Raw genomic sequence first — 18,319 nt, 5'->3', positions numbered from 1 at the left:
ACGACGACGTTGACCTAGAAAACCCTCATTGTCGCAGGTCAGGAGCACTTTTCAGGTCAGCAAACGGTCCAGTTCCACGGTGCCCGGCGAAAGCACGAGGCTAGGTCACCCCCCCCTCTCCCCGTCGCGTGCACTGTGACTCAGGAAGGGGCTTGCATCGCTCGACCGGTCGACCGGCGTCAGCGTGTGTGTCCATATATCTAGCAGGAGACGGGTGACCGAGCCGTTCTCCGGGATTGGACCCCCGGCAGCCTCGACGATGACGTTGCCGTGGGTGACCAGGACGACAGGTTCGGGGATGTCGCCCAGCGCGGTGACCAGGGTCGCCCAACGCTGGCGTACGTCGACCAGGGACTCGCCGCCCGGCACCCGTTCGTGGTCGAGCAGGGACCGCGTGGCCCGTATGGCTTCGGCACTGTTGCGCCCTTGCCATGTCCCGTAGTGACGCTCGCGCAGCAGCGGATCCGTCTCCGGCTCGAGCCGCAGTGTCCTGCCAATGATCGCTGCGGTCTGCCGCGCCCGGACGAGGTCCGAGGTCAGCAACCGGGCTGCCCCGAGGGCGAGCAGTCGGGCCCCAACATCGCCAGCCTGGCGGCGACCACGATCGGTGAGCACCGGAGAGGCGGTCTGGCCCTGCATGCGTCCAGCCACATTCCAGGTCGACTCCCCGTGCCGGACCAGCAACAGCTCCATCACGGCGCCGTTCGGCCTATCCCTCGGCGCAGTTTCAGCCCACTGATCAGCATGGCGCAGGCCAGCGTGGCACCGACCCCTTCACCGGCCCGCAGCCGCAGGTCCAGCAACGGCTCGAGCCCGAGGTGCTCCAGGACCGTGGCGTGGGCGCGCTCGCCGCTGCGCTGGCCGGCGACGAGGTACGCCGCAGCACCGGGCTCGATACGAACTGCGGCCAGGGCTGCGACACTCGTGGCCAGGCCGTCGAGCACGCTGACCGCTCCGGTGGACGCGGCGCCCAGCACAGCCCCGGCGAGGACACAGAACTCGGGCCCGCCCACGCAGGCAAGCGCTTCCTCGGGAAGCAGTTGACCCGGACCTCGAGCTGCGTGCACCCTCGCCAGTGCGGCCTCCACGACCTCGGTCTTGCGTCGCACCATGGCGGTGTCCGCACCGGCTCCGAGCCCCACCACGTCGGAGGCGGGCAGGTCCAGCAGCACCGCCGCGAGCGTGGCGGCCACGGTGGTGTTGCCGATGCCGACCTCCCCCAGTGCCTGGAGGACATGGTGGCTGCCGACGGCCGCGCCGAGGCCACGCCCGCGCTCGATCAGGTCAGAGACCTGATCGGCAGACAGGGCGTCGGAGGTGACGAGATCACCGGTCGCCGTACCGGCGTCAACCACCTCGAAGTCGAGGCCGGCGGCTGCTGCTGCGACCGCACCAGCGGACTCGCCGACCTTGCTGGCCGCAAGTACGTCCTCGGTGACGGACTCGCGGTAGGCGGAGACGCCGTGGCTGGTTACTGGGTGCCGGCCCGCAACAAGCAGCAGCTGGCCGGTCGGTGCGCTCTCGCGACGTTCCTGCATCGCGGCCTCGACCCGGTCGACGTAGCGGTCTAGCAACCCGAGCGAGCCAGGCGGGGTGAGCAGCACGTCGGCCTCGTCCCGGGCGCCCACCACTGCGTCGTTGGCGGGCGCCCGCAGGTGCGACGGCGGCGCCGGAGTGGCCTCGCTCCAACGCTCGGCGAAGATCACCTCGTCGACTGGCTGCCGACGCGACCAGCCAGCCCGCTCCAGGCCCGGGGCCGGCGGACGCTCGTCGGGCCAGCCCAGGCAGAGCCAGCCCAGGGTGACCACCCCGTCTGGCACCCCGACCAGGGCCTCGAGATCGTGCTGCTCGAACAGGGTGACCCAGCCGACGCCCAGGCCCTCGGCCCGCGCGGCCAGCCAGAGGTTCTGGATGGCGCATGCGCACGACCACATGTCGGCGTCGGGGAAGGTCGCCCGGCCGAGCACCCCTGCAGCCGCCGTACGCCGGTCGCAGGCGACGACCACGCCGAGCGGGGCCTCGCGGATGCCTTCGAGCTGCAGGTCGAGCAACCGCCGGCCCGCCTCGGGGTCCATCTGGCGGGCCTGTCGCAGCCGCTGCTCGTCAGCCATGCGGGCGGCCCGGTCCCGGGTGGCCGGATCGGAGACCACGATGAACCGCCAGGGCTGGCTGTGCCCGACCGACGGTGCCATGTGTGCAGCCGCCAACACCCGGCGCACCGTCTCCGGGTCGACCGGGTCGGGCCGGAAGCGGCGTACGTCTCGACGGGCAGCGACGACGTCGTAGAACGTCTCCCGGGCGGTCTGCGGGAAGGCCCAGCCCTCGACCTCGGCGGCCCGCTCGGACGCCGAGGTCTGGTCACCGAGGAGGGGTACCGGGCGGTTCCAGGTCATGGGGCGCGAGTCTAAGCAGGTTCCTCGACGTAGATCGACGACCCCAGCTCCAGAAACTGGCTGGACTTCTCCTCCAGGCCGGCGGCCACGTAGTCCCGGACGTCCTGACTGATCCGCATCGAGCAGAACTTCGGCCCGCACATCGAGCAGAAGTGCGCGGTCTTGCTCGCCTCGGCCGGCAGCGTCTCGTCGTGGAAAGACTCCGCCGTGTGCGGGTCCAGCGACAGCGCGAACTGGTCGTGCCAGCGGAACTCGAAACGCGCCTTCGACAGTGCGTCGTCCCAGTCACGCGCGCCCGGGTGCCCCTTGGCGATGTCCGCGGCATGGGCGGAGAGCTTGTAGGTGATCACGCCGGTCTTCACGTCGTCACGGTTCGGCAGGCCCAGGTGCTCCTTGGGAGTGACGTAGCAGAGCATGGCGGTGCCGTGCATGGCGATGGTGGCCGCGCCGATCGCCGAGGTGATGTGGTCGTAGCCCGGAGCGATGTCGGTGGCCAGCGGGCCGAGGGTGTAGAACGGCGCGCCGTGGCACCAGTCCTGCTGGAGCACGACGTTCTCCTCGACGAGGTTCAGCGGCACGTGGCCGGGACCCTCGACCATCACCTGGACGTCGTGCTCCCACGCGCGCTGGGTCAGCTCGGCGAGGGTGCGCAGCTCGGAGAGCTGGGCCTCGTCGTTGGCGTCGGCGGTGCAACCGGGCCGCAGGCCGTCACCGAGAGTGAAGGAGACGTCGTAGCGCGCGAAGATCTCGCACAGCTCGTCGAAGTGCGTGTACAGGAAGTTCTCCTGGTGGTGGGCCAGGCACCAGCCCGCCATGATCGCACCGCCGCGCGAGACGATTCCGGTGATCCGCTGGGCGGTGAGCGGGACGTAGCGAAGCAGCACGCCGGCGTGCACGGTCATGTAGTCGACGCCCTGCTCGCACTGCTCGATCACGGTGTCGCGGTAGATCTCCCACGTCATCCGAGACGCGTCACCGTCGACCTTCTCCAGGGCCTGGTAGATCGGGACGGTGCCGATCGGGACCGGGGAGTTGCGCACGATCCACTCGCGGGTGCTGTGGATGTCGTCGCCGGTGGACAGATCCATCACGGTGTCGGCACCCCAGGTCACCGCCCAGGTCATCTTGTCCACCTCTTCGGCGATCGAGCTCGTGACTGCCGAGTTGCCGATGTTGGCGTTGACCTTCACCAGGAAGCGCTTGCCGATGATCATCGGCTCAGCCTCGGGGTGGTTGACGTTGACCGGGATGATCGCGCGTCCGGCCGCGACCTCGCTGCGGACCAGCTCGACGTCCATCCCCTCGCGGATCGCGGCGTGCTCCATCTCCGGGGTGACCACCCCTCGGCGGGCGTAGTGCATCTGGGTGACATTGCGGCCCGGCTGCGAGCGGCGCGGTCGTGCGCGGTGCCCGCGCCACTGCTCGCGTGCCTCACCGCGGCGCACGGCCGCCTTGCCGTTGTCGAGCAGCTGGGCCTCGCGGCCGTCGTACTCCTCGGTGTCGCCGCGTTCTGCGACCCAGGCGCTGCGTAGTGCAGGCAGGCCTACCTCGGGATCGCTGCCGGGACCGGCGGTGGCGTAGCGGTCGAATGTCTCCCCGTTGGTGAGCGCGACCCGGGTGAACGGGACAGCGAGGTCCTCGCGCGATCCCGTGCGGTGGACGGTGCTGTGGTTGGGGTGCAGCTGCATCAGTTCTCCTGGGTGGTGGGGACGAAAATGTGGGCGACCGGGCCCCGGCCGCGGCCGAGCTCCCAGGTCGAGGAGGTGGTCAGGGCGGCCGAGACAAAGGCCTGCGCGCGGTGCACTGCGGTGAGCAGGTCGGTGCCGTTGCCAAGGTGGACGGCGAGGGCGGCGCTGAAGGTGCACCCCGTGCCGTGGTCGTTGCAGGTGCGGATCGTGTCGTGCTCCAGCACGGTGACCGCGCCGGAACCTTCCATGACAGTGTCCCCACAGGTGGCCGCCCTCGGATCGCCCCCGGTGAGCACCACGGCCGGGCCCAGTTCGTGCAGGGCCGCGGCCAGCTCGAGCGCGGGAGTCCGAGGATCAAGACCGGTCAGCCGGACCGCCTCGTCACGGTTGGGCGTGATCACGGTGGCTCCCGGCAAGACCACCTCCCGGTAGGCCGCGACCACCTCGTCCGACCCCAGCTGGGCGCCACTCGTGGCGGTCAGCACCGGGTCTACGACGACCGGAATGCCGGAGATGCCCGCCACCACAGCGGCGACCTCGTCCGAGCCGAGCATCCCGGTCTTGACGACGCCGACGGGGAGGTCGCCGAGGACGGCGTCGACCTGCGCCTGGACGTCGGCGGCGGCCAGGGGGACGATCCGGCCGACCCCGGTCGTGTCCTGGGCGGTGACCGCCGTGACCGCGCACGCACCGTGTGCACCCAGCGCGGCGAACGTGGCCAGGTCGGCCGCCAGCCCGGCGGCTCCGCCCGAGTCCGTGCCCGCGATGCTCAGGGCCACCAGCGGCGTGGTCATGCGACCGCTCCGAGCAGCTGCTCGACCACGGCGGCCGGGTCGTCCGCACGCATCACCGCGCCCATCACGGCCACGCCGTCGGCTCCGGCCGTCCGGAAGTCAGCGGCGTTGGTCGCGTCGATCCCGCCGAGTGCGTAGACCGGCACCCCGGCGGCCGCGGGGGCCAGCCTGGCCACGCCGTCGATGCCGAGGGCCGGGCCGTAGCCCGGCTTGGACGGCGAGGCCGCGACCGGCGACCGGCGTGACCCACGCCGCTCCCCCGGACACTGCCTGCCTCAGCTGCGACTCGTCGTGACACGACCGGCCGTGCCGGGCCGCCACCACCGGTTGGTGCGCCGCCAGGTGCACCCCGGCGGTGGCCGGCAACAACGTGCGGGCCGCGATGACCGTGACATGGCGGGCAAGTTGCGCAGCGAGGCTCGCGCGCTCCGGCTCGGGAAGGTCGAGCTCGCGCAGGACGACGACGGCGAGGCCCGCCGAGGCGCACTCAGCCACGGCGCGTTCCAGGGATCGCCCGGCAGGCAGCTGGCTCCGGTCGGTGAGGAGCAGCAGAGGCGGCAGGTTCACACCGTCACCCGTCCGCGCATCGGGCTCGAGGCACGCGGCTCCTCGCGGCGCGGAACCCTGCGGCGCCGGCAGCGAGGGACCCGGCAAGGACAGCGTGGCGCATCGCCGTGGCCATGGCGACGGGATCCTCCGCCCGGGTGACCGCGGTGGCGACGAGCACCGCATCGCAGCCGAGCTCGAGCGCCAGAGCTGCCTCGCTGGCCGTCCCGATGCCGGCATCCAGCACCACGGGTATCGACACGGCTGCCCGGACGGCGGCGATGGCGTGCGGGTCCGCGATCCCGCGGCCCGAGCCGATCGGGGAGCCCAACGGCATCACGGCGGCGCAGCCCACGTCGACGAGCCGGCGCGCGACCACGGGGTCGGCGGTGGTGTAGGGCAGCACGGTGAACCCGCGGCCAACCAGTGTGGCGGCCGCGTCGACGAGGTCGACCACGTCGGGCAGCAGGCTGCGTTCGTCGCCGATCACCTCGAGTTTCACCCAGTCCGTCTGCAGCGCCTCCCGGGCGAGCTCGGCGGTGAGCACCGCCTCGCGGGCGCTCAGGCAGCCGGCGGTGTTGGGCAGGATGCGGACGCCGAGCTCACGCAGGGTGGCAAGGAGGCCACCCGCGGCAAGATCGGAGGTACGCCGCATCGAGACCGTGACCAGGCCCGGCTCTGCTGCCCCGACCACCCGGCGCACCGACTCCAGGCTGGTCAGGCCGCCTGTCCCGATCCACAGCCGGCTGCCAGTGGCTCTCCGGCGAGCAGGAACGGTTCCACGACGCTCAACCGCCCTGGTGGGCGGTGACGACCTCGACCCGGTCGTCATCTCGGAGCCGGGTGCGCGACCAGTCAGCGGCTCGGACCACGGAGCCGTTCACGGCGACGGCAACCCCGCGCGGATCCGGCACCAGGTCGGTGAGCCGGAGCCCGTCGTGGACCTGCGTGGTCTCTCCGTTGACGATCAGCTGCATGCGGTTGTCCTCTCGAAGCGGTCGGGGCGGAAGGGATCAGCGATGTCGGGCGGCGGAGACCCCTCGACCAAAGCCCGGACGACAGCAGCGGTGACGGGGGCCAGCAGCACCACACCGCGGTAGTGGCCTCCCGCCACGATGCGTGTCTCCGGTCCCGGGCTGTGCACTACGCCCAGGAGCGGTCCGTTGTCGGGCGTGCCGGGGCGGTCCCGGGCGACGACGTCGACGAGCTCGGCCGTGTCGAGGCCGGGAAGCAGTTGGCGGGCTGCGTCAAGCAGCCGGGCCACTCCACCCACGGTGGGTGCGGCGTGTCCCGGGTGCTCCTCCTCGGTGGCTCCGACGACGACTTCACCGGAGCTGCGCGGCACGACGTACACCGGCTGGCCGTGGACCCGCGCGCGCACCATGTGGGAGGGCGCGTCCCTGGTCCGCACGCGGATCACCTCGCCGCGCACCGGCCGGACGGAGGCCAGCCCCCTCGCCCCCGTGGCGAGCACGACCACGTCCGCCGGGAGCACGCGACCGTCCTCGAGGGCCACACCGCCCGCGACCGGAGTGGCCCGGTGCGGCACCACCCGATCGCCGAGCACCGCCAGCAGCGCGGACGCCACCCGTCGCGGGTCAACATGCCGGTCGCGGGGAAGCCAGGCGCCACCAGCCGCGCGCGAGCTGAGACCGGGCTCCCGGCGCCACAGCTCGTCCCGGTCAAGGGATTCGGCCTGGACACCGGACCCCTCGAGCAGTGCGCAGCAGCGAAACACCTCGGCGAGGTCGTCGCGGTCCATCCCGATCAGCAGGTTCCCGGTGCTGCGGAGGTCGACGTCGATGCCGGACCGCTGCTCCAGGCCGGCGGCGAACCCGGGCCACCGCTCCAGGGAGTCGAGGCCGAGACGCAGACGGGCGCCCTCGCCGAACCAAGCCTCTCCCGCCGGCGCGAGCATCCCGGCCGCGGCATGCGTCGCACCGGATGCGGGCGCGGGGTCGCAGACGACCACGTCGTGGCCCGCCCGGAGGAGCTCGTCGGCACAGCTCAGCCCGATGATGCCGCCGCCGATCACCACCACGCTGCGGCGGCTCACGCGACGTGGACCAGGTCGGCGATCTCCTTCGCGACTCGGGGTGGATCGGATGCCTGCCAGACGGCGGCGACCACGGCGACACCGTAGGCACCGGCGGCCATCACGTCCGGGACACGATCCACCGTGACCCCACCGATCGCTATCGTCGGCAACACCCGCGAGGTCTGCGCGAGCACGTCCAGGCCCACGGGGTCTGGCAGGTCCGCCTTGGTCGTCGAGCGGTAGACGGGTCCGAGCCCGACGTAGTCGGCACCCTGTGCCCTCGCCGCCCGGGCACCCTCCGGCCCTCGGCACGTGGCGCCGATCAGGAACCCCTCCGGCGCCAGGAAGCGGACCGCATCGACCGGCAGGTCCTCGGCGCCCAGGTGGACGCCGTCCGCGTCTGCCATGAGGGCGATGTCGAGCCGGTCGTTGACGATCACCCGGGTCCCGAGGGGGCGTACGGCAGCGACCAGCGCGGCTGTCCAGGCCGCCACAGCGCCATCCTTCGCACCTTTCGCCCGAACCTGGATCGCATCCACTACCGTCCCGGCAGTCCGGACGACCACGTCGAGCGACGCCCGGTCGAGCGTGGTCGGATCGCTGATCAGATGGATGCGTGGCAACACGTCGAGATTCACTTCCTTCGCCGGCATTACCCGGAGCAGGTTCGACGGTCAGGGCGGCAACAGCCCCATCTCAGCCCGATGCCATCGGGCTCCCGTGTGGTCGGCACGACCGTCGCAGACCTTCGCCCCGCGGGGACTGCCACCAGGCAGGACTCATACGCCCTCGATCCCCCATAGGTGGGACACCAAGTGCGTCGCTGATGATTGCCGCAGTCTCGACGGCGCGCACCAGGTCGCTGGTGACGAGCCGCTCGAGACGTTCCTGTCGATCGGCGAGGTCGCTCGCGATGATGTCGGCGGCAGCCCGTGCCTGTTCGCGTCCCACGTGGGTGAGCAACGGATGTGACGTCTGGCCCTGGGTAAGGCGACGCACGTTCTACTCCGACTCACCGTGTCGGACGAGGTACGAAGAAGCCACCGGGTCGATCCTCTGCACAGCGTCGAAGAGCCAGGACAAGGCGTGAGCGCCCGCATCGGCCGCAGCACGTCACCGCACACCGTAGGCACCGCGTCGGCTTCCCGCTGGTCGACACCAGAAGCAGGCCCACGGCACCGCACGACGAGATGAGGCGGTGATGCAGAGTCTCGCCCTGTCGCGGCAAGGGTCCGCCTCGAGTTGGTACCCTCGTCGCGCCAGCCGACCCGCACGAATCTGTGCGGGTCAGGGAACCCGGTGAGACTCCGGGACTGACGCGCAGCGGTATGGGTGACGGACGGAACGTGATTGCGAGGATGTTCTCGCGACAGCCACTGGATCGAAGGATCCGGGAAGGCGTTCCGCACCGGATGAACCCGAGTCCGAAGACCTGCTGGCCCCTGCGGCGAACGCCGCCGGGAACCGAGGACTCCGCGCACGAGCCCTGACCCCCGGAGGACAGCAGTGCAGACCACCTCGAGCCTTCGGTCACGACCCGATCTCTGCCCTGGCGTCTTCCGTCCGTGGTCAGCCGATGACGGCGCCCTCGTCAGGCTGCGACTGGTCGGTGGACAGTTGGCTCCGGAGTCGCTGGCAGCCCTGAGCACTGTCGCCTGCGAGTACGGCGACGGCGACGTCCACCTCACCCGCCGGGCCAACTTGCAGCTGCGCGGGCTCCCCACTCGTGCCGGCGACCTGCTCCCGGAGGTGGTGCGGTCGATCGAGGAGACCGGGCTTCTCCCGTCCAGGACCCATGAGCTCGTGCGCAACCTCATGGTCTCCCCCCAGACCGGGCTCAGCGGCGGCCGCACCGACCTCCGACCGGTCGCCGCCGATCTCGACGAACTGCTGTGCGCGAACTCGCAGTTTGCTGAGCTCCCTGGCCGGTTCCTGTTCGTCCTCGACGACGGTCGAGGTGATCTGGCCGGCCGGCCGACCGACCTCGGACTGATGGCGCTTGATGCCACCAGCGCCCAACTCCGCGTCGGGTCCACCGGTTGGGGGCCGGTCATCGAGCTGACCTCGGCCGCCCAGGTACTGACCGAGCTGACCCTGCGCTTCCTCCACGAGCGCGGCGCCGGACCCTTGGCGCCGTGGCACGTCGACGAGCTCGCGCAGCCGCTGGTCGATCCCTGCCCGCGCGAGGCCGCAACCAATGTCACCTGCCCGGTCCTGCCGTACGGACCCGTCGCAGGTGGCGAACACGTTGCCGCTCCCCAGGGTGTCATCGACCGTGCCCTTGCCAGCCTGCTCGCCGGATATGACCGGGAGCTGGTCGTCACACCGTGGCGGGGCGTCCTCGTCCCGTCCGAGGAGGCCCGATGAACGACCTGCGGCGCCCCCCGCGCCACTACACCTACATCGACCACGGGGCGTCGATCTACGTGGAGTCCTTCGCAACCATCCGTCGAGAGGCGAACCTCGGCGGTATCCCCGCTGACGCCGAGAAGATCGCGGTCCGGATGGTGCATGGGAGTGGCCAGGTGGACCTCGTGCCCGACCTTGTGATCCACCCGGGGCTGGCCCCGGCGGCCCGGCTCGCACTGTCGACGGGAGCGCCGATCCTCGCCGATGCTCGGATGGTCGCCATGGGCATCACGGCCGGCCGACTGTCGGCCGAAAACGACGTGCTCTGCTTCCTTAACGACGAGCGCGTACCCGGTCTGGCCGCCGCGTGGAGCACGACCCGGACGGCCGCGGCTGTCTCGTTGTGGGAGCCCCACCTGGAGGGCGCCGTCGTGGCGATCGGCAACGCGCCCACGGCACTGTTCCACCTGTTGGAGATGCTGATCGCTGGGGCACCCCGACCCGCGGCGATCGTTGGCTGCCCGGTTGGTTTCATCGGCGCGGCGGAGTCCAAGGAGGCCCTCGTCTCGTTGCATCAGGACCACGGCATCGACATCCCGTTTGTCACGGTGCGCGGGCGCCGCGGGGGTTCGGCGATGACCTCGTCCGCCGTCAACGCGCTGGCTCAGGAGAAGGAGTGACCGGGCACTTCTACGGTGTCGGACTCGGCCCCGGAGATCCCGAGCTGATGACCCTCAAGGCGGCCCGGCTGATCGCCGGCGCCGACGTGATTGCCTTTCACGCAGGGGTGGGCAAGCAGTCCAACGCGCGCCGTATCGCCTCCGGCCTGATCCCGAAAACGGCTCTGGAGGAGGAGCTTCGTTACCCCGTCACGACCGGTCGCACCGAACATTCGGGGGGTTATGCCGGAGCTATGGCGGAATTCTACGAGCAGTCGGCCGCCCGCCTGGCCGCGCACCTCGAGCTCGGTCGGACGGTGGTGCTGCTCGCCGAGGGAGACCCGCTGTTCTACGGCTCCTACATGTACATGCATGACCGTCTCTCCGAGCGGTTCCTGACCGAGGTCGTTCCGGGTGTGCCGGCGTTCGCCGCGGCCACGGCAGCCGTCGCGTCGCCGCTGGTGCGGCAGACCGACGTGCTGACGATCCTGCCGGGCACGCTGCCCGAGGCCGAGCTCGCACGACGGCTGGCCGACACCGACGGCGCGATCATCATGAAGCTGGGCCGCACCTTCCCGGCCGTCAGGTCGGCCTTGGCGCAGGCGGGCCGGCTCGAGCACGCGCTCTATGTCGAACGGGCCTCGATGCCCGAACAGCGGTGGCTTCCGGTGGCGGACGTGGACCCTGCGACAGTGCCGTACTTCTCGCTGATCGTAGTGCCGGGAGACTCGCTGCACCAGGAACCGACGGGGCGACGAGCTCACGCCCAGCCAGAGCCGGTCGAGCACACCGCGGAGCTCCTGGTGGTCGGGCTCGGTCCAGGCCCGGAGGGGTGGATCACTCCCGAGGCGACCACAGCGCTGCGCGAGGTGGACCACGTGGTGGGTTACGCGCCGTACGTGAACCGGGTGCCGCAACGCGCCGGCCTGACCAGGCATGCCTCAGGCAACACCGTCGAGCTCGACCGGGCCCGGCTGGCTCTCGACCTTGCACTGCGCGGAGAGAAGGTCGCCGTCGTTTCCGGCGGGGACGCCGGGGTGTTCGGGATGGCCTCGGCCGTCCACGAGGCCGCCGCCGACCCGGCCTACGCTGAGGTGACGATCCGGGTGCTGCCCGGCGTGAGTGCGGTGCAGGCCGTAGCCGCACGGGCGGGCGCGCCCATCGGCGCAGATTTCGCGGTCGTCAGCCTGTCGGACCGGCTCAAGCCCTGGTCGGTCGTCGAACGACGGCTGCGGGCCATCGCTGAAGCCGACCTCGTGCTGGCGATCTACAACCCCGCGTCCCGCTCCCGGACCGACCAGATCGTGCGCGCCCAGAAGCTGCTGCTCGAGCACAAGTCCGCCGCCACGGTCGTGGTGGTGGGTCGCGACATCGGCCGCGAGGAGGAGTCGCTGCGCGTCACCACGCTGGCCGAGCTCGACCCGGAGTCGATCGACATGAAGTGCCTGCTGATCGTGGGGGCCTCGACCACACGTCGTACGGCGTCCGGGAGCGTGTGGACACCGCGGTTCGTCGACTGAGTCAGGACTTCGTCGAGCGGTCTCGCGTCGGGTCGTAGAGGTAGGAGTCCCCACCATCGCGGGGATCCAGAGCCCGCCCGACCATGATCACAGCGGCCTGCCGGAGGCCCGCGTGCTCGACCTGCTCGGCGATGTCGGCGACGGTGCCGTGGAGCACTACTTCACCCGTCTGGCTGGCTCGGTAGACCACGACCACCGGGCAGTCAGCGCCATACTCGCCCACCAGCTCGCTGATCACCTCACGGATCCGAGTGGTTGCCAGGTGGATCACGAGGGTGGCGCGAGTGCGTGCGAAGTGGCGAAGGGCCTCGGTCTCAGGCATCGCCGTCGATCTGGCCTGGGCGCGGGTCAGCACCACGGACTGGGTGATCAGCGGCACCGTCAGCTCGCGACCCACCAGCGCGGCAGCAGCGGCGTAGGCCGGCACCCCCGGCGTCACCTCCCAGGCCACGCCGGCCTCGTCGAGGCGACGGGTCTGCTCGGTCAGGGCCGAGTAGACCGACGGGTCTCCCGACACCAACCGGACGACCTCGAGCCCGTCCCGGTCGGTCTCGAGAAGGTGACCCATGATCTGGTCGAGGTCGAGATGCTGGGTATCGACGAGCTGGGTGTCCGGGGAGCAGTGCCCGAGGACCTCCTCATCGAGGTAGGTGCCCGGGTACAGTCGGGTGAGGCTGCCGGTCACCACCCCGAGCACCGTCGCCGCGCCGCCTACGAAGACCGCATCCGGGGCTGGCAGCTTGTCGAACGCCTCCGGTGCGCGGCCGTGGACAACCCGCAGCGTGGGAACGCCGAGAGACGCGGCGTTGCGGCCGATCCGCGCGGCGCGCTCGGGGTCGGCCTCGACGGCGACAGTCGTACAGGTGGGGTGGGCGCGCATCCACTCGATCCCCACGGAGCCGGCACCGGCACCCGCGCCCTGGCCGGTTCGGGCAGACCCGCCCCCCCGTCTGCACCGAGGCCGACGACAGTGACACGAGAGGGCAGTGAGAAGGACACGACGGCACGCTATCGTGACCGGTGACAGGCACGAGGTGCCCCGAGGTGCCGGACGTCCCACACGGAGCGGGCGGTCTGAGGGGAGAATCTGGGAAGTCGGTGAGAATCCGGCACAGGCCCGCTGCGGTGGTCTGGACGGCGTCCCCGGACGTCGAGCCAGCAAGTCCGAAGACCGGCCTTGCGCCCACGTATTCACTGGCGACGAGCGGGAGCCTCCCATGCCACAGCACTACCCGTTTTCTGCCGTCGTCGGTTCCGACGACATGGCGCTCGCCCTTCTGCTCACCACAATCTCGCCCGACATCGGCGGGGTGCTGGTACGCGGCGAGAAGGGCACCGCGAAGTCCACGATCGTGCGCGCACTCACCACCGTCCTGCCCCCCATCGACGTGGTGGCCGGGGACCGGTTCTCCAGCGACCCCCGCGAAAGCACCACACTCTCCCCCGACGGCCCGTTCGCCTCGGACGCGAAGACCGAGGCGCGGCCGGTGCGTCTCGTCGAGCTGCCCGTCGGTGTCACCGAGGACCGCGTGCTCGGGTCGCTGCACCTTGAGCGGGCACTGTCCGAAGGCCGTGCCGAGTACGAGCCTGGTCTGCTCGCTCGCGCCCACCGCGGGATCCTGTACGTCGACGAGGTCAACCTGTTGCACGACCACCTGGTCGACCTGCTCCTCGACGCCGCCGCCATGGGCCGATCCACTGTTGAACGGGACGGAGTCTCGGTCGAGCACGCGGCACGCTTCGTGCTGGTCGGCACGATGAACCCCGAGGAGGGCGAGCTCCGACCCCAGCTCCTCGACCGGTTCGGCCTCACCGTCGAGGTCGCAGCTTCTCGGGACCCGGCGGTCCGGGTCGACGTCGTACGCCGCCGGCTCGCCTACGACGCAGACCCGGATGGCTTCGCGGCGACGTACGACGATGCGGAGCGGGCCCTCACCGCCCGCATCGTCAAGTCACAGGAGATCGTCGGGACGGTGCACCTCTCCGAGCAGGCGCTGTGGAAGATCGCGGAGGTCTGTGCAGCCTTCGACGTGGACGGTATGCGTGCCGACATCGTGACCGCCCGCACCGCCGTCGCCCACGCGGCCTGGCACGGACGCACCGAGGTCACGCGCGAGGACATCCGGGCGGCGGCTCGGCTGGCGCTCCCCCACCGGCGCCGGCGCAACCCGTTCGACGCACCCGGCCTGGACGAGGACCTGCTCGACCAGGTCCTCGGCGACGATGAGCTCCCGCCTGAACCACCACCGGAGGGCGACGATCAGGGTGACGACGACCCCATCCCCGGCGACGCCCCCGAGCAGGCGCCCGAGGACGACACTCACTCGGAACCGGGGCAGCCAGAGGCTCTGGATGACGGAACATCTGAGGCGCCCTGCGACTCCACGGCCACTCCCGACGAAGTGCAGGATCATCCGGCTCCTGCACCGACCGGATCCGAGGACACGACCCAGGCAACCGTGACAGCGGGCGACCCGTACCGGACCAAGGTGTTCACTGTCCGCGGGACCGGCACCGGCGCGGCTGGCCGCCGGAGTCGGGCAATCACCCAGTTCGGACACCGGGTAGGGACCACACGTCCGGACGGTTCGGGCGGCTCCATCCACCTGATCGAGACCATCCGGGCCGCGGCACCGCACCAGGCGATCCGGGGTCGCACGACGGGTGCCCTCCGGTTCCGCGGGGACGACCTCAGGGTGGCCAGCCACGAGGGCAAGGAGGCCAACCTGATCCTGTTCTGCGTCGACGCCTCCGGCTCGATGGCGGCACGCACGCGGATGGAGCAGGTCAAGACCGCGATCCTCTCGCTGCTGCTCGACGCCTACCGCAGGCGCGACAAGGTCGGGCTGGTCACCTTCCGGGGTGGTGCGGCCGAACTCGCGCTGCCGCCGACCCACTCCGTGGAGATTGCGGCGCGGCGGCTGGCCGAGCTTCCCGCCGGGGGTCGCACCCCGCTCGCCGAGGGGCTGCTCGAAGCTGCTCGCGTGCTGGAGGTCGAACGCGTCCGCGACCCACGGCGACGACCGCTCCTGGTGGTCCTCACCGATGGACGCGCCACCGCCGGGGCGGATGCGGTCGCCCGTTCCCACCAGGCAGCACGGTTGTTGGCGGCGCACAACGTCGGCGCGGTGGTCATCGACTGCGAGAGCGGGCCTATGCGCCTCGGGCTCGCCCGCACGCTGGCCGAGCACCTCCTCGCTGAGCACGTGCCCGTCGCCGAGGTCAGCGTCAGCGCCCTCACCCACACCGTCCACGAAAGGGTCGCCTGATGCCCAAAGGAAAGCCTGAGGTCACGCCCGACGACGGCCTCACGACACGAGAGCGCCGCAACCAATGGTCCACACCGGCGACGGCAAGGGGAAGTCGACCGCGGCCTTCGGGCTCGCGCTGCGCAGCTGGAACCAGGGCTGGAACGTCGGCGTCCTCCAGTTCGTGAAGTCGGCCAAGTGGCGCATCGGCGAACAGACCGTACTCGAACGCCTCGGCCAGCTCCACGATGACACCGGCGAGGGCGGCCCCGTCGAATGGCACAAGATGGGCGCCGGCTGGTCCTGGTCCCGTAAGGAGGGCGAGGAGTCCGACCATGCGGCCGAGGCCGCGGAGGGGTGGCAGGAGATCAAGCGCCGCCTCGCGGCTGAGACCCACGACCTTCTGGTGCTCGACGAGTTCACCTACCCGATGCAGTGGGGCTGGGTCGACGTGGATGATGTCGTCGAGACGCTGAGCAACCGCTCGGGTCGCCAGTACGTGGTGGTGACCGGCCGCCGGGCACACCCGAAGCTGATCGAGGCAGCCGACCTGGTCACCGAGATGACCAAGGTGAAGCACCAGATGGACCGAGGTCAAAAGGGCCAGCGAGGCATCGAGTAGTGAGCCTGCCGCGGTTGGTCGTGGCAGCACCCGCAACCGGCCAAGGAAAGACGACCGTCTCCATCGGCTTGATGGCGGCGTTGAGCCGCGCCGGGCACGTCGTCAGCGGCCACAAGGTTGGGCCTGACTACATCGACCCCGGCTACCATGCCCTCGCCTGCGGGCGTCCGGGCCGCAACCTCGATCCGCACCTCGTCGGCGAGGACCGCATCGTCCCACTGCTCCTGCACGGCGACACCGCGGCCGACGTGGCCGTCATCGAGGGCGTGATGGGCCTCTACGACGGCCGGGTCGGCGGCCACGGGTTCGCCTCGACGGCGCACGTCGCGGCCCTCACTCGCAGCCCGGTCGTCCTGGTTGTGGACATCTCGCGGGCCTCCCGGTCGATCGGGGCCGTGGTGCACGGGATGGCGACCTTCGACGACTCCGTCGAGATCGCCGGTGTCATCCTGAAGAAGGCTGGCTCGCCGCGGCACGCTGCCGAGGTCGCCTCCTCGATCGCCCTGCCTGTCCTTAGCAGCATCGGACGCGACGACTCCTTTGGCGTACCCTCCCGGCACCTGGGGCTCGTCCCCGCGGCCGAACGGGACGAGGCGGCACACACCCTGGACCAGCTGGCGCAGCAGATCGCCGAGGTGGTCGACCTCGAACGCGTCCTGCAGATCGCCGCCACCGCGCCCGACCTAGATGCTACGCCTTGGGACCCGCACGTCGAGGTCACCCGACCCAGCGACCGCCGCCCGGTGGTGGCGATGGCTGGCGGACGCGCGTTCACGTTCCGGTACGCCGAGACCGAGGAGCTGCTGCGCGCCGCGGGCTGCGACGTGGTGTCCTTCGACCCGCTGACCGACCCGGCGCTCCCGCCTGACACGGCCGGCGTCTACCTGGGCGGCGGCTTTCCCGAAGTGCACGCGGCCGGGCTCGGTGACAACGTCCCTCTCCGCGCCGACCTCAAGGCCGCCATCATGTCGGGGACTCCCACTGTCGCCGAGTGTGCGGGCCTCCTGTACCTGTGCCAGAGCGTCGACCGCGAGGCGATGGTGGGCGCGCTGAACGCCACCGCCGAGATGACACCGCGGCTGACCCTCGGCTACTTCGCCGCCACGGCGGCCGGAGACTCGCTCCTTACCTCCGCGGGTGAGGTTGTGACCGGACACGAGTTCCACCGCACCCACGTCGACCCGCCGGCCGGGCTCAGCCCGGCGTGGACCGTCGACGACCGCACCATCGGCTTCGTGTCACCGACACTGCACGCCTCGTACCTGCACGTCCACTGGGCCGGTCATCCCCACCTCGCCCAACGGTTCGCGGACGCGGTGCACGCAGCGGTACCGCATTCCGCGGCCCCGGTGCGTGCGGTGGAGCGACGCGCCGTGGCGCCCCCGGCGGCCATCACCGACCCCCTTCGCTATCACGGCGACGTGGAGGTGGCCGGCGGACTGCTCGACTTTTCGGTCAACGTCTTCCCCGGCCCACCACCGTCGTGGCTGAGCGCGGCACTGCGAGACAGTCTGGACCGGATCGGCACCTACCCGGACGCCGCTGCGGCCTCTGTCGCAGCGGCGGCCAGGCATGGACGCCCGCCTGACCAGGCGCTGGCCACGGCCGGTGCCGCAGAGGCCTTCTCGCTCGTCGCGCGACTCCGATCGTGGAGGCACCCGGTGGTGGTGCATCCCCAATTCACGGAGCCGCACGCAGCGCTCCAGCAGGCCGGCAACCGGGTGACCGAAGTGCTCTGTACCCCAGAGACCGGCTTCACGCTCGACCCCGCAGCCGTGCCCGACGACGCCGACCTCGTGATGATCGGCAACCCGACCAACCCGACCAACCCGACCAACCCGACCAACCCGACCGGTGTCCTTCATCCCGCCGCGACGATCCAGGCTCTCCTGCGACCTGGACGGATGGTCGTCGTGGACGAGGCGTTCATGGACACGGTTCCCGGCGAGGTCGCGAGCCTCGCCTCTGAAGCGCTTCCCGGGTTGCTCGTGCTGCGCAGCCTGACCAAGCACTGGGGCATTCCCGGCGTGCGGGCCGGCTACCTCCTCGGTGACCCCGCGACGCTGGCGCAGCTGCGACAGGCACAGGTGCCGTGGTCGGTGTCCACGAGTGCGGCCGCCGCGATCGCCGCCTGCACGGCGCCCGCGGCGACGGCTGACACAGCGACACGCGCGCAGACCATGATCGGCTGGCGTCAAGACCTCGAAACCGCCCTCAAGCGGCTGGGCGTCGAGCACGTGCCGTCGGCTACGTCGTACGTCCTGGACCGCGTCGGTGACGGCGTGTACGCCCGCCTGCGCGTGGCGGGGATCGCGGTACGCCGCGCTGACACGTTCCCGGGCTTGGGGCCTGAGTGGGTGCGCATCGCGGCGCGGCCAAGACCGGAGACCGACCTACTGGTGGCGGCCCTGTCAGATGCCCTAGGCTGACTGTGCGGGCACGAGGAAGCCGGTGAAAATCCG

At 70.9% G+C, this 18,319-nt stretch carries 15 protein-coding genes, 3 pseudogenes and 3 riboswitches; of the genes and pseudogenes, 7 read left to right on the top strand and 11 right to left on the bottom strand.

The window, feature by feature from the left end; genetic code table 11:
* Positions 1 to 105: 105 nt before the first annotated feature.
* The 10 genes and pseudogenes from ENKNEFLB_RS08160 to ENKNEFLB_RS23115 form a co-directional block, all read right to left on the bottom strand.
* Positions 106 to 693, bottom strand: coding sequence for a histidine phosphatase family protein (locus ENKNEFLB_RS08160; RefSeq protein WP_214058731.1), 588 nt, complete (start codon positions 691 to 693; stop codon positions 106 to 108).
* Positions 693 to 2,393, bottom strand: coding sequence for a 5,6-dimethylbenzimidazole synthase (gene bluB, locus ENKNEFLB_RS08155; protein WP_214058730.1), 1,701 nt, complete (start codon positions 2,391 to 2,393; stop codon positions 693 to 695). The genes ENKNEFLB_RS08160 and bluB overlap by 1 nt, the downstream gene beginning before the upstream one ends.
* An 11-nt stretch (positions 2,394 to 2,404) precedes the next feature.
* Positions 2,405 to 4,081: a phosphomethylpyrimidine synthase ThiC gene (gene thiC / locus ENKNEFLB_RS08150; protein ID WP_214058729.1), complete on the bottom strand. Its 1,677-nt coding sequence runs from the start codon at positions 4,079 to 4,081 to the stop codon at positions 2,405 to 2,407.
* Entirely contained in the window at positions 4,081 to 4,875 is a 795-nt protein-coding gene (gene thiD, locus ENKNEFLB_RS08145; protein WP_214058728.1) for a bifunctional hydroxymethylpyrimidine kinase/phosphomethylpyrimidine kinase, read from the bottom strand. The genes thiC and thiD overlap by 1 nt, the downstream gene beginning before the upstream one ends.
* Positions 4,872 to 5,099 (bottom strand): annotated as a pseudogene (locus ENKNEFLB_RS08140) (thiamine phosphate synthase); the annotation flags it as partial. The pseudogene ENKNEFLB_RS08140 and the gene thiD, both read right to left, overlap by 4 nt.
* 347 nt (positions 5,100 to 5,446) lie before the next feature.
* Positions 5,447 to 6,124: a beta/alpha barrel domain-containing protein gene (locus tag ENKNEFLB_RS08135; RefSeq protein WP_275955953.1), complete on the bottom strand. Its 678-nt coding sequence runs from the start codon at positions 6,122 to 6,124 to the stop codon at positions 5,447 to 5,449.
* An 85-nt stretch (positions 6,125 to 6,209) separates the two neighbouring features.
* Positions 6,210 to 6,398 carry a sulfur carrier protein ThiS gene (gene thiS / locus ENKNEFLB_RS08130; RefSeq protein ID WP_214058727.1) on the bottom strand — a complete coding sequence of 63 codons (189 nt, stop codon included), beginning with the start codon at positions 6,396 to 6,398 and terminating at the stop codon, positions 6,210 to 6,212.
* A complete protein-coding gene (gene thiO / locus ENKNEFLB_RS08125) occupies positions 6,389 to 7,477 on the bottom strand; it encodes a glycine oxidase ThiO (protein WP_214058726.1) in 1,089 nt (362 codons plus the stop codon). The genes thiS and thiO overlap by 10 nt, the downstream gene beginning before the upstream one ends.
* Positions 7,474 to 8,112 (bottom strand): thiamine phosphate synthase, encoded by a 639-nt coding sequence (gene thiE, locus ENKNEFLB_RS08120; protein ID WP_214058725.1) that lies wholly within the window; start codon positions 8,110 to 8,112, stop codon positions 7,474 to 7,476. The genes thiO and thiE overlap by 4 nt, the downstream gene beginning before the upstream one ends.
* Positions 8,081 to 8,191: riboswitch (TPP riboswitch) on the bottom strand. It overlaps the preceding gene by 32 nt.
* Positions 8,156 to 8,458 (bottom strand): histidine phosphatase family protein, encoded by a 303-nt coding sequence (locus ENKNEFLB_RS23115; protein WP_214058724.1) that lies wholly within the window; start codon positions 8,456 to 8,458, stop codon positions 8,156 to 8,158. (Overlaps the previous riboswitch by 36 nt.)
* Positions 8,459 to 8,706: 248 nt before the next feature.
* A riboswitch (cobalamin riboswitch) is annotated at positions 8,707 to 8,913 on the top strand.
* 52 nt (positions 8,914 to 8,965) lie between these two features.
* Here ENKNEFLB_RS23115 and ENKNEFLB_RS22445 point away from each other — a divergent pair.
* The 4 genes and pseudogenes from ENKNEFLB_RS22445 to cobJ all read left to right on the top strand — a co-directional run.
* Positions 8,966 to 9,172, top strand: a pseudogene (locus ENKNEFLB_RS22445) (precorrin-3B synthase); the annotation flags it as partial.
* Positions 9,173 to 9,262: 90 nt separating this feature from the next.
* On the top strand, positions 9,263 to 9,826 hold the full coding sequence (locus tag ENKNEFLB_RS08110) for a hypothetical protein (protein WP_246536073.1): 564 nt from the start codon (positions 9,263 to 9,265) through the stop codon (positions 9,824 to 9,826).
* Positions 9,823 to 10,488, top strand: a complete 666-nt coding sequence (locus tag ENKNEFLB_RS08105) for a precorrin-8X methylmutase (RefSeq protein WP_214058722.1) — start codon at positions 9,823 to 9,825, stop codon at positions 10,486 to 10,488. The genes ENKNEFLB_RS08110 and ENKNEFLB_RS08105 overlap by 4 nt, the downstream gene beginning before the upstream one ends.
* Positions 10,489 to 10,535: 47 nt before the next feature.
* On the top strand, positions 10,536 to 11,987 hold the full coding sequence (cobJ, locus tag ENKNEFLB_RS08100) for a precorrin-3B C(17)-methyltransferase (RefSeq protein ID WP_246535993.1): 1,452 nt from the start codon (positions 10,536 to 10,538) through the stop codon (positions 11,985 to 11,987).
* Position 11,988: 1 nt separating this feature from the next.
* Here cobJ and ENKNEFLB_RS08095 read toward each other — a convergent pair whose 3' ends face one another.
* Positions 11,989 to 12,867 carry a cobalt-precorrin-4/precorrin-4 C(11)-methyltransferase gene (locus tag ENKNEFLB_RS08095; RefSeq protein WP_214058720.1) on the bottom strand — a complete coding sequence of 293 codons (879 nt, stop codon included), beginning with the start codon at positions 12,865 to 12,867 and terminating at the stop codon, positions 11,989 to 11,991.
* 145 nt (positions 12,868 to 13,012) lie between these two features.
* Positions 13,013 to 13,181, top strand: a riboswitch (cobalamin riboswitch).
* Between the two features lie 23 nt (positions 13,182 to 13,204).
* On the opposite strand from ENKNEFLB_RS08095, the gene ENKNEFLB_RS08090 reads away from it, so the two are divergent.
* From ENKNEFLB_RS08090 to ENKNEFLB_RS08080, 3 genes and pseudogenes are all read left to right on the top strand, one after another.
* Complete coding sequence (locus ENKNEFLB_RS08090) at positions 13,205 to 15,256, top strand: magnesium chelatase subunit D family protein (RefSeq protein ID WP_246535904.1); 2,052 nt, start codon at positions 13,205 to 13,207, stop codon at positions 15,254 to 15,256.
* Positions 15,256 to 15,857: pseudogene (gene cobO, locus ENKNEFLB_RS08085) on the top strand (cob(I)yrinic acid a,c-diamide adenosyltransferase). The gene ENKNEFLB_RS08090 and the pseudogene cobO overlap by 1 nt, the downstream one beginning before the upstream one ends.
* Positions 15,857 to 18,286, top strand: coding sequence for a bifunctional hydrogenobyrinic acid a,c-diamide synthase/histidinol phosphate aminotransferase CobBC (locus ENKNEFLB_RS08080; RefSeq protein ID WP_246535903.1), 2,430 nt, complete (start codon positions 15,857 to 15,859; stop codon positions 18,284 to 18,286). Before cobO ends, ENKNEFLB_RS08080 begins: the two are co-directional and overlap by 1 nt.
* The last annotated feature ends 33 nt before the right edge of the window (positions 18,287 to 18,319 follow it).

The sequence above is a fragment of the Nocardioides aquaticus genome (assembly GCF_018459925.1).
Lineage (GTDB): Bacteria > Actinomycetota > Actinomycetes > Propionibacteriales > Nocardioidaceae > Nocardioides > Nocardioides aquaticus.
This window is presented reverse-complemented; position numbering and strand designations above follow the sequence as displayed.

Bases quoted from the DNA above. Each gene is read 5' to 3' on its own strand.
- ENKNEFLB_RS08160 (WP_214058731.1), bottom strand. From the start codon at position 693: ATGGAGCTGTTGCTGGTCCGGCACGGGGAGTCGACCTGGAATGTGGCT.
- thiE (WP_214058725.1), bottom strand. From the start codon at position 8,112: ATGCCGGCGAAGGAAGTGAATCTCGACGTGTTGCCACGCATCCATCTG.
- ENKNEFLB_RS08090 (WP_246535904.1), top strand. From the start codon at position 13,205: ATGCCACAGCACTACCCGTTTTCTGCCGTCGTCGGTTCCGACGACATG.
- cobJ (WP_246535993.1), top strand. From the start codon at position 10,536: ATGACCCTCAAGGCGGCCCGGCTGATCGCCGGCGCCGACGTGATTGCC.
- thiS (WP_214058727.1), bottom strand. From the start codon at position 6,398: ATGCAGCTGATCGTCAACGGAGAGACCACGCAGGTCCACGACGGGCTC.
- ENKNEFLB_RS08095 (WP_214058720.1), bottom strand. From the start codon at position 12,867: ATGCGCGCCCACCCCACCTGTACGACTGTCGCCGTCGAGGCCGACCCC.
- thiD (WP_214058728.1), bottom strand. From the start codon at position 4,875: ATGACCACGCCGCTGGTGGCCCTGAGCATCGCGGGCACGGACTCGGGC.
- thiC (WP_214058729.1), bottom strand. From the start codon at position 4,081: ATGCAGCTGCACCCCAACCACAGCACCGTCCACCGCACGGGATCGCGC.
- ENKNEFLB_RS08105 (WP_214058722.1), top strand. From the start codon at position 9,823: ATGAACGACCTGCGGCGCCCCCCGCGCCACTACACCTACATCGACCAC.
- bluB (WP_214058730.1), bottom strand. From the start codon at position 2,393: ATGACCTGGAACCGCCCGGTACCCCTCCTCGGTGACCAGACCTCGGCG.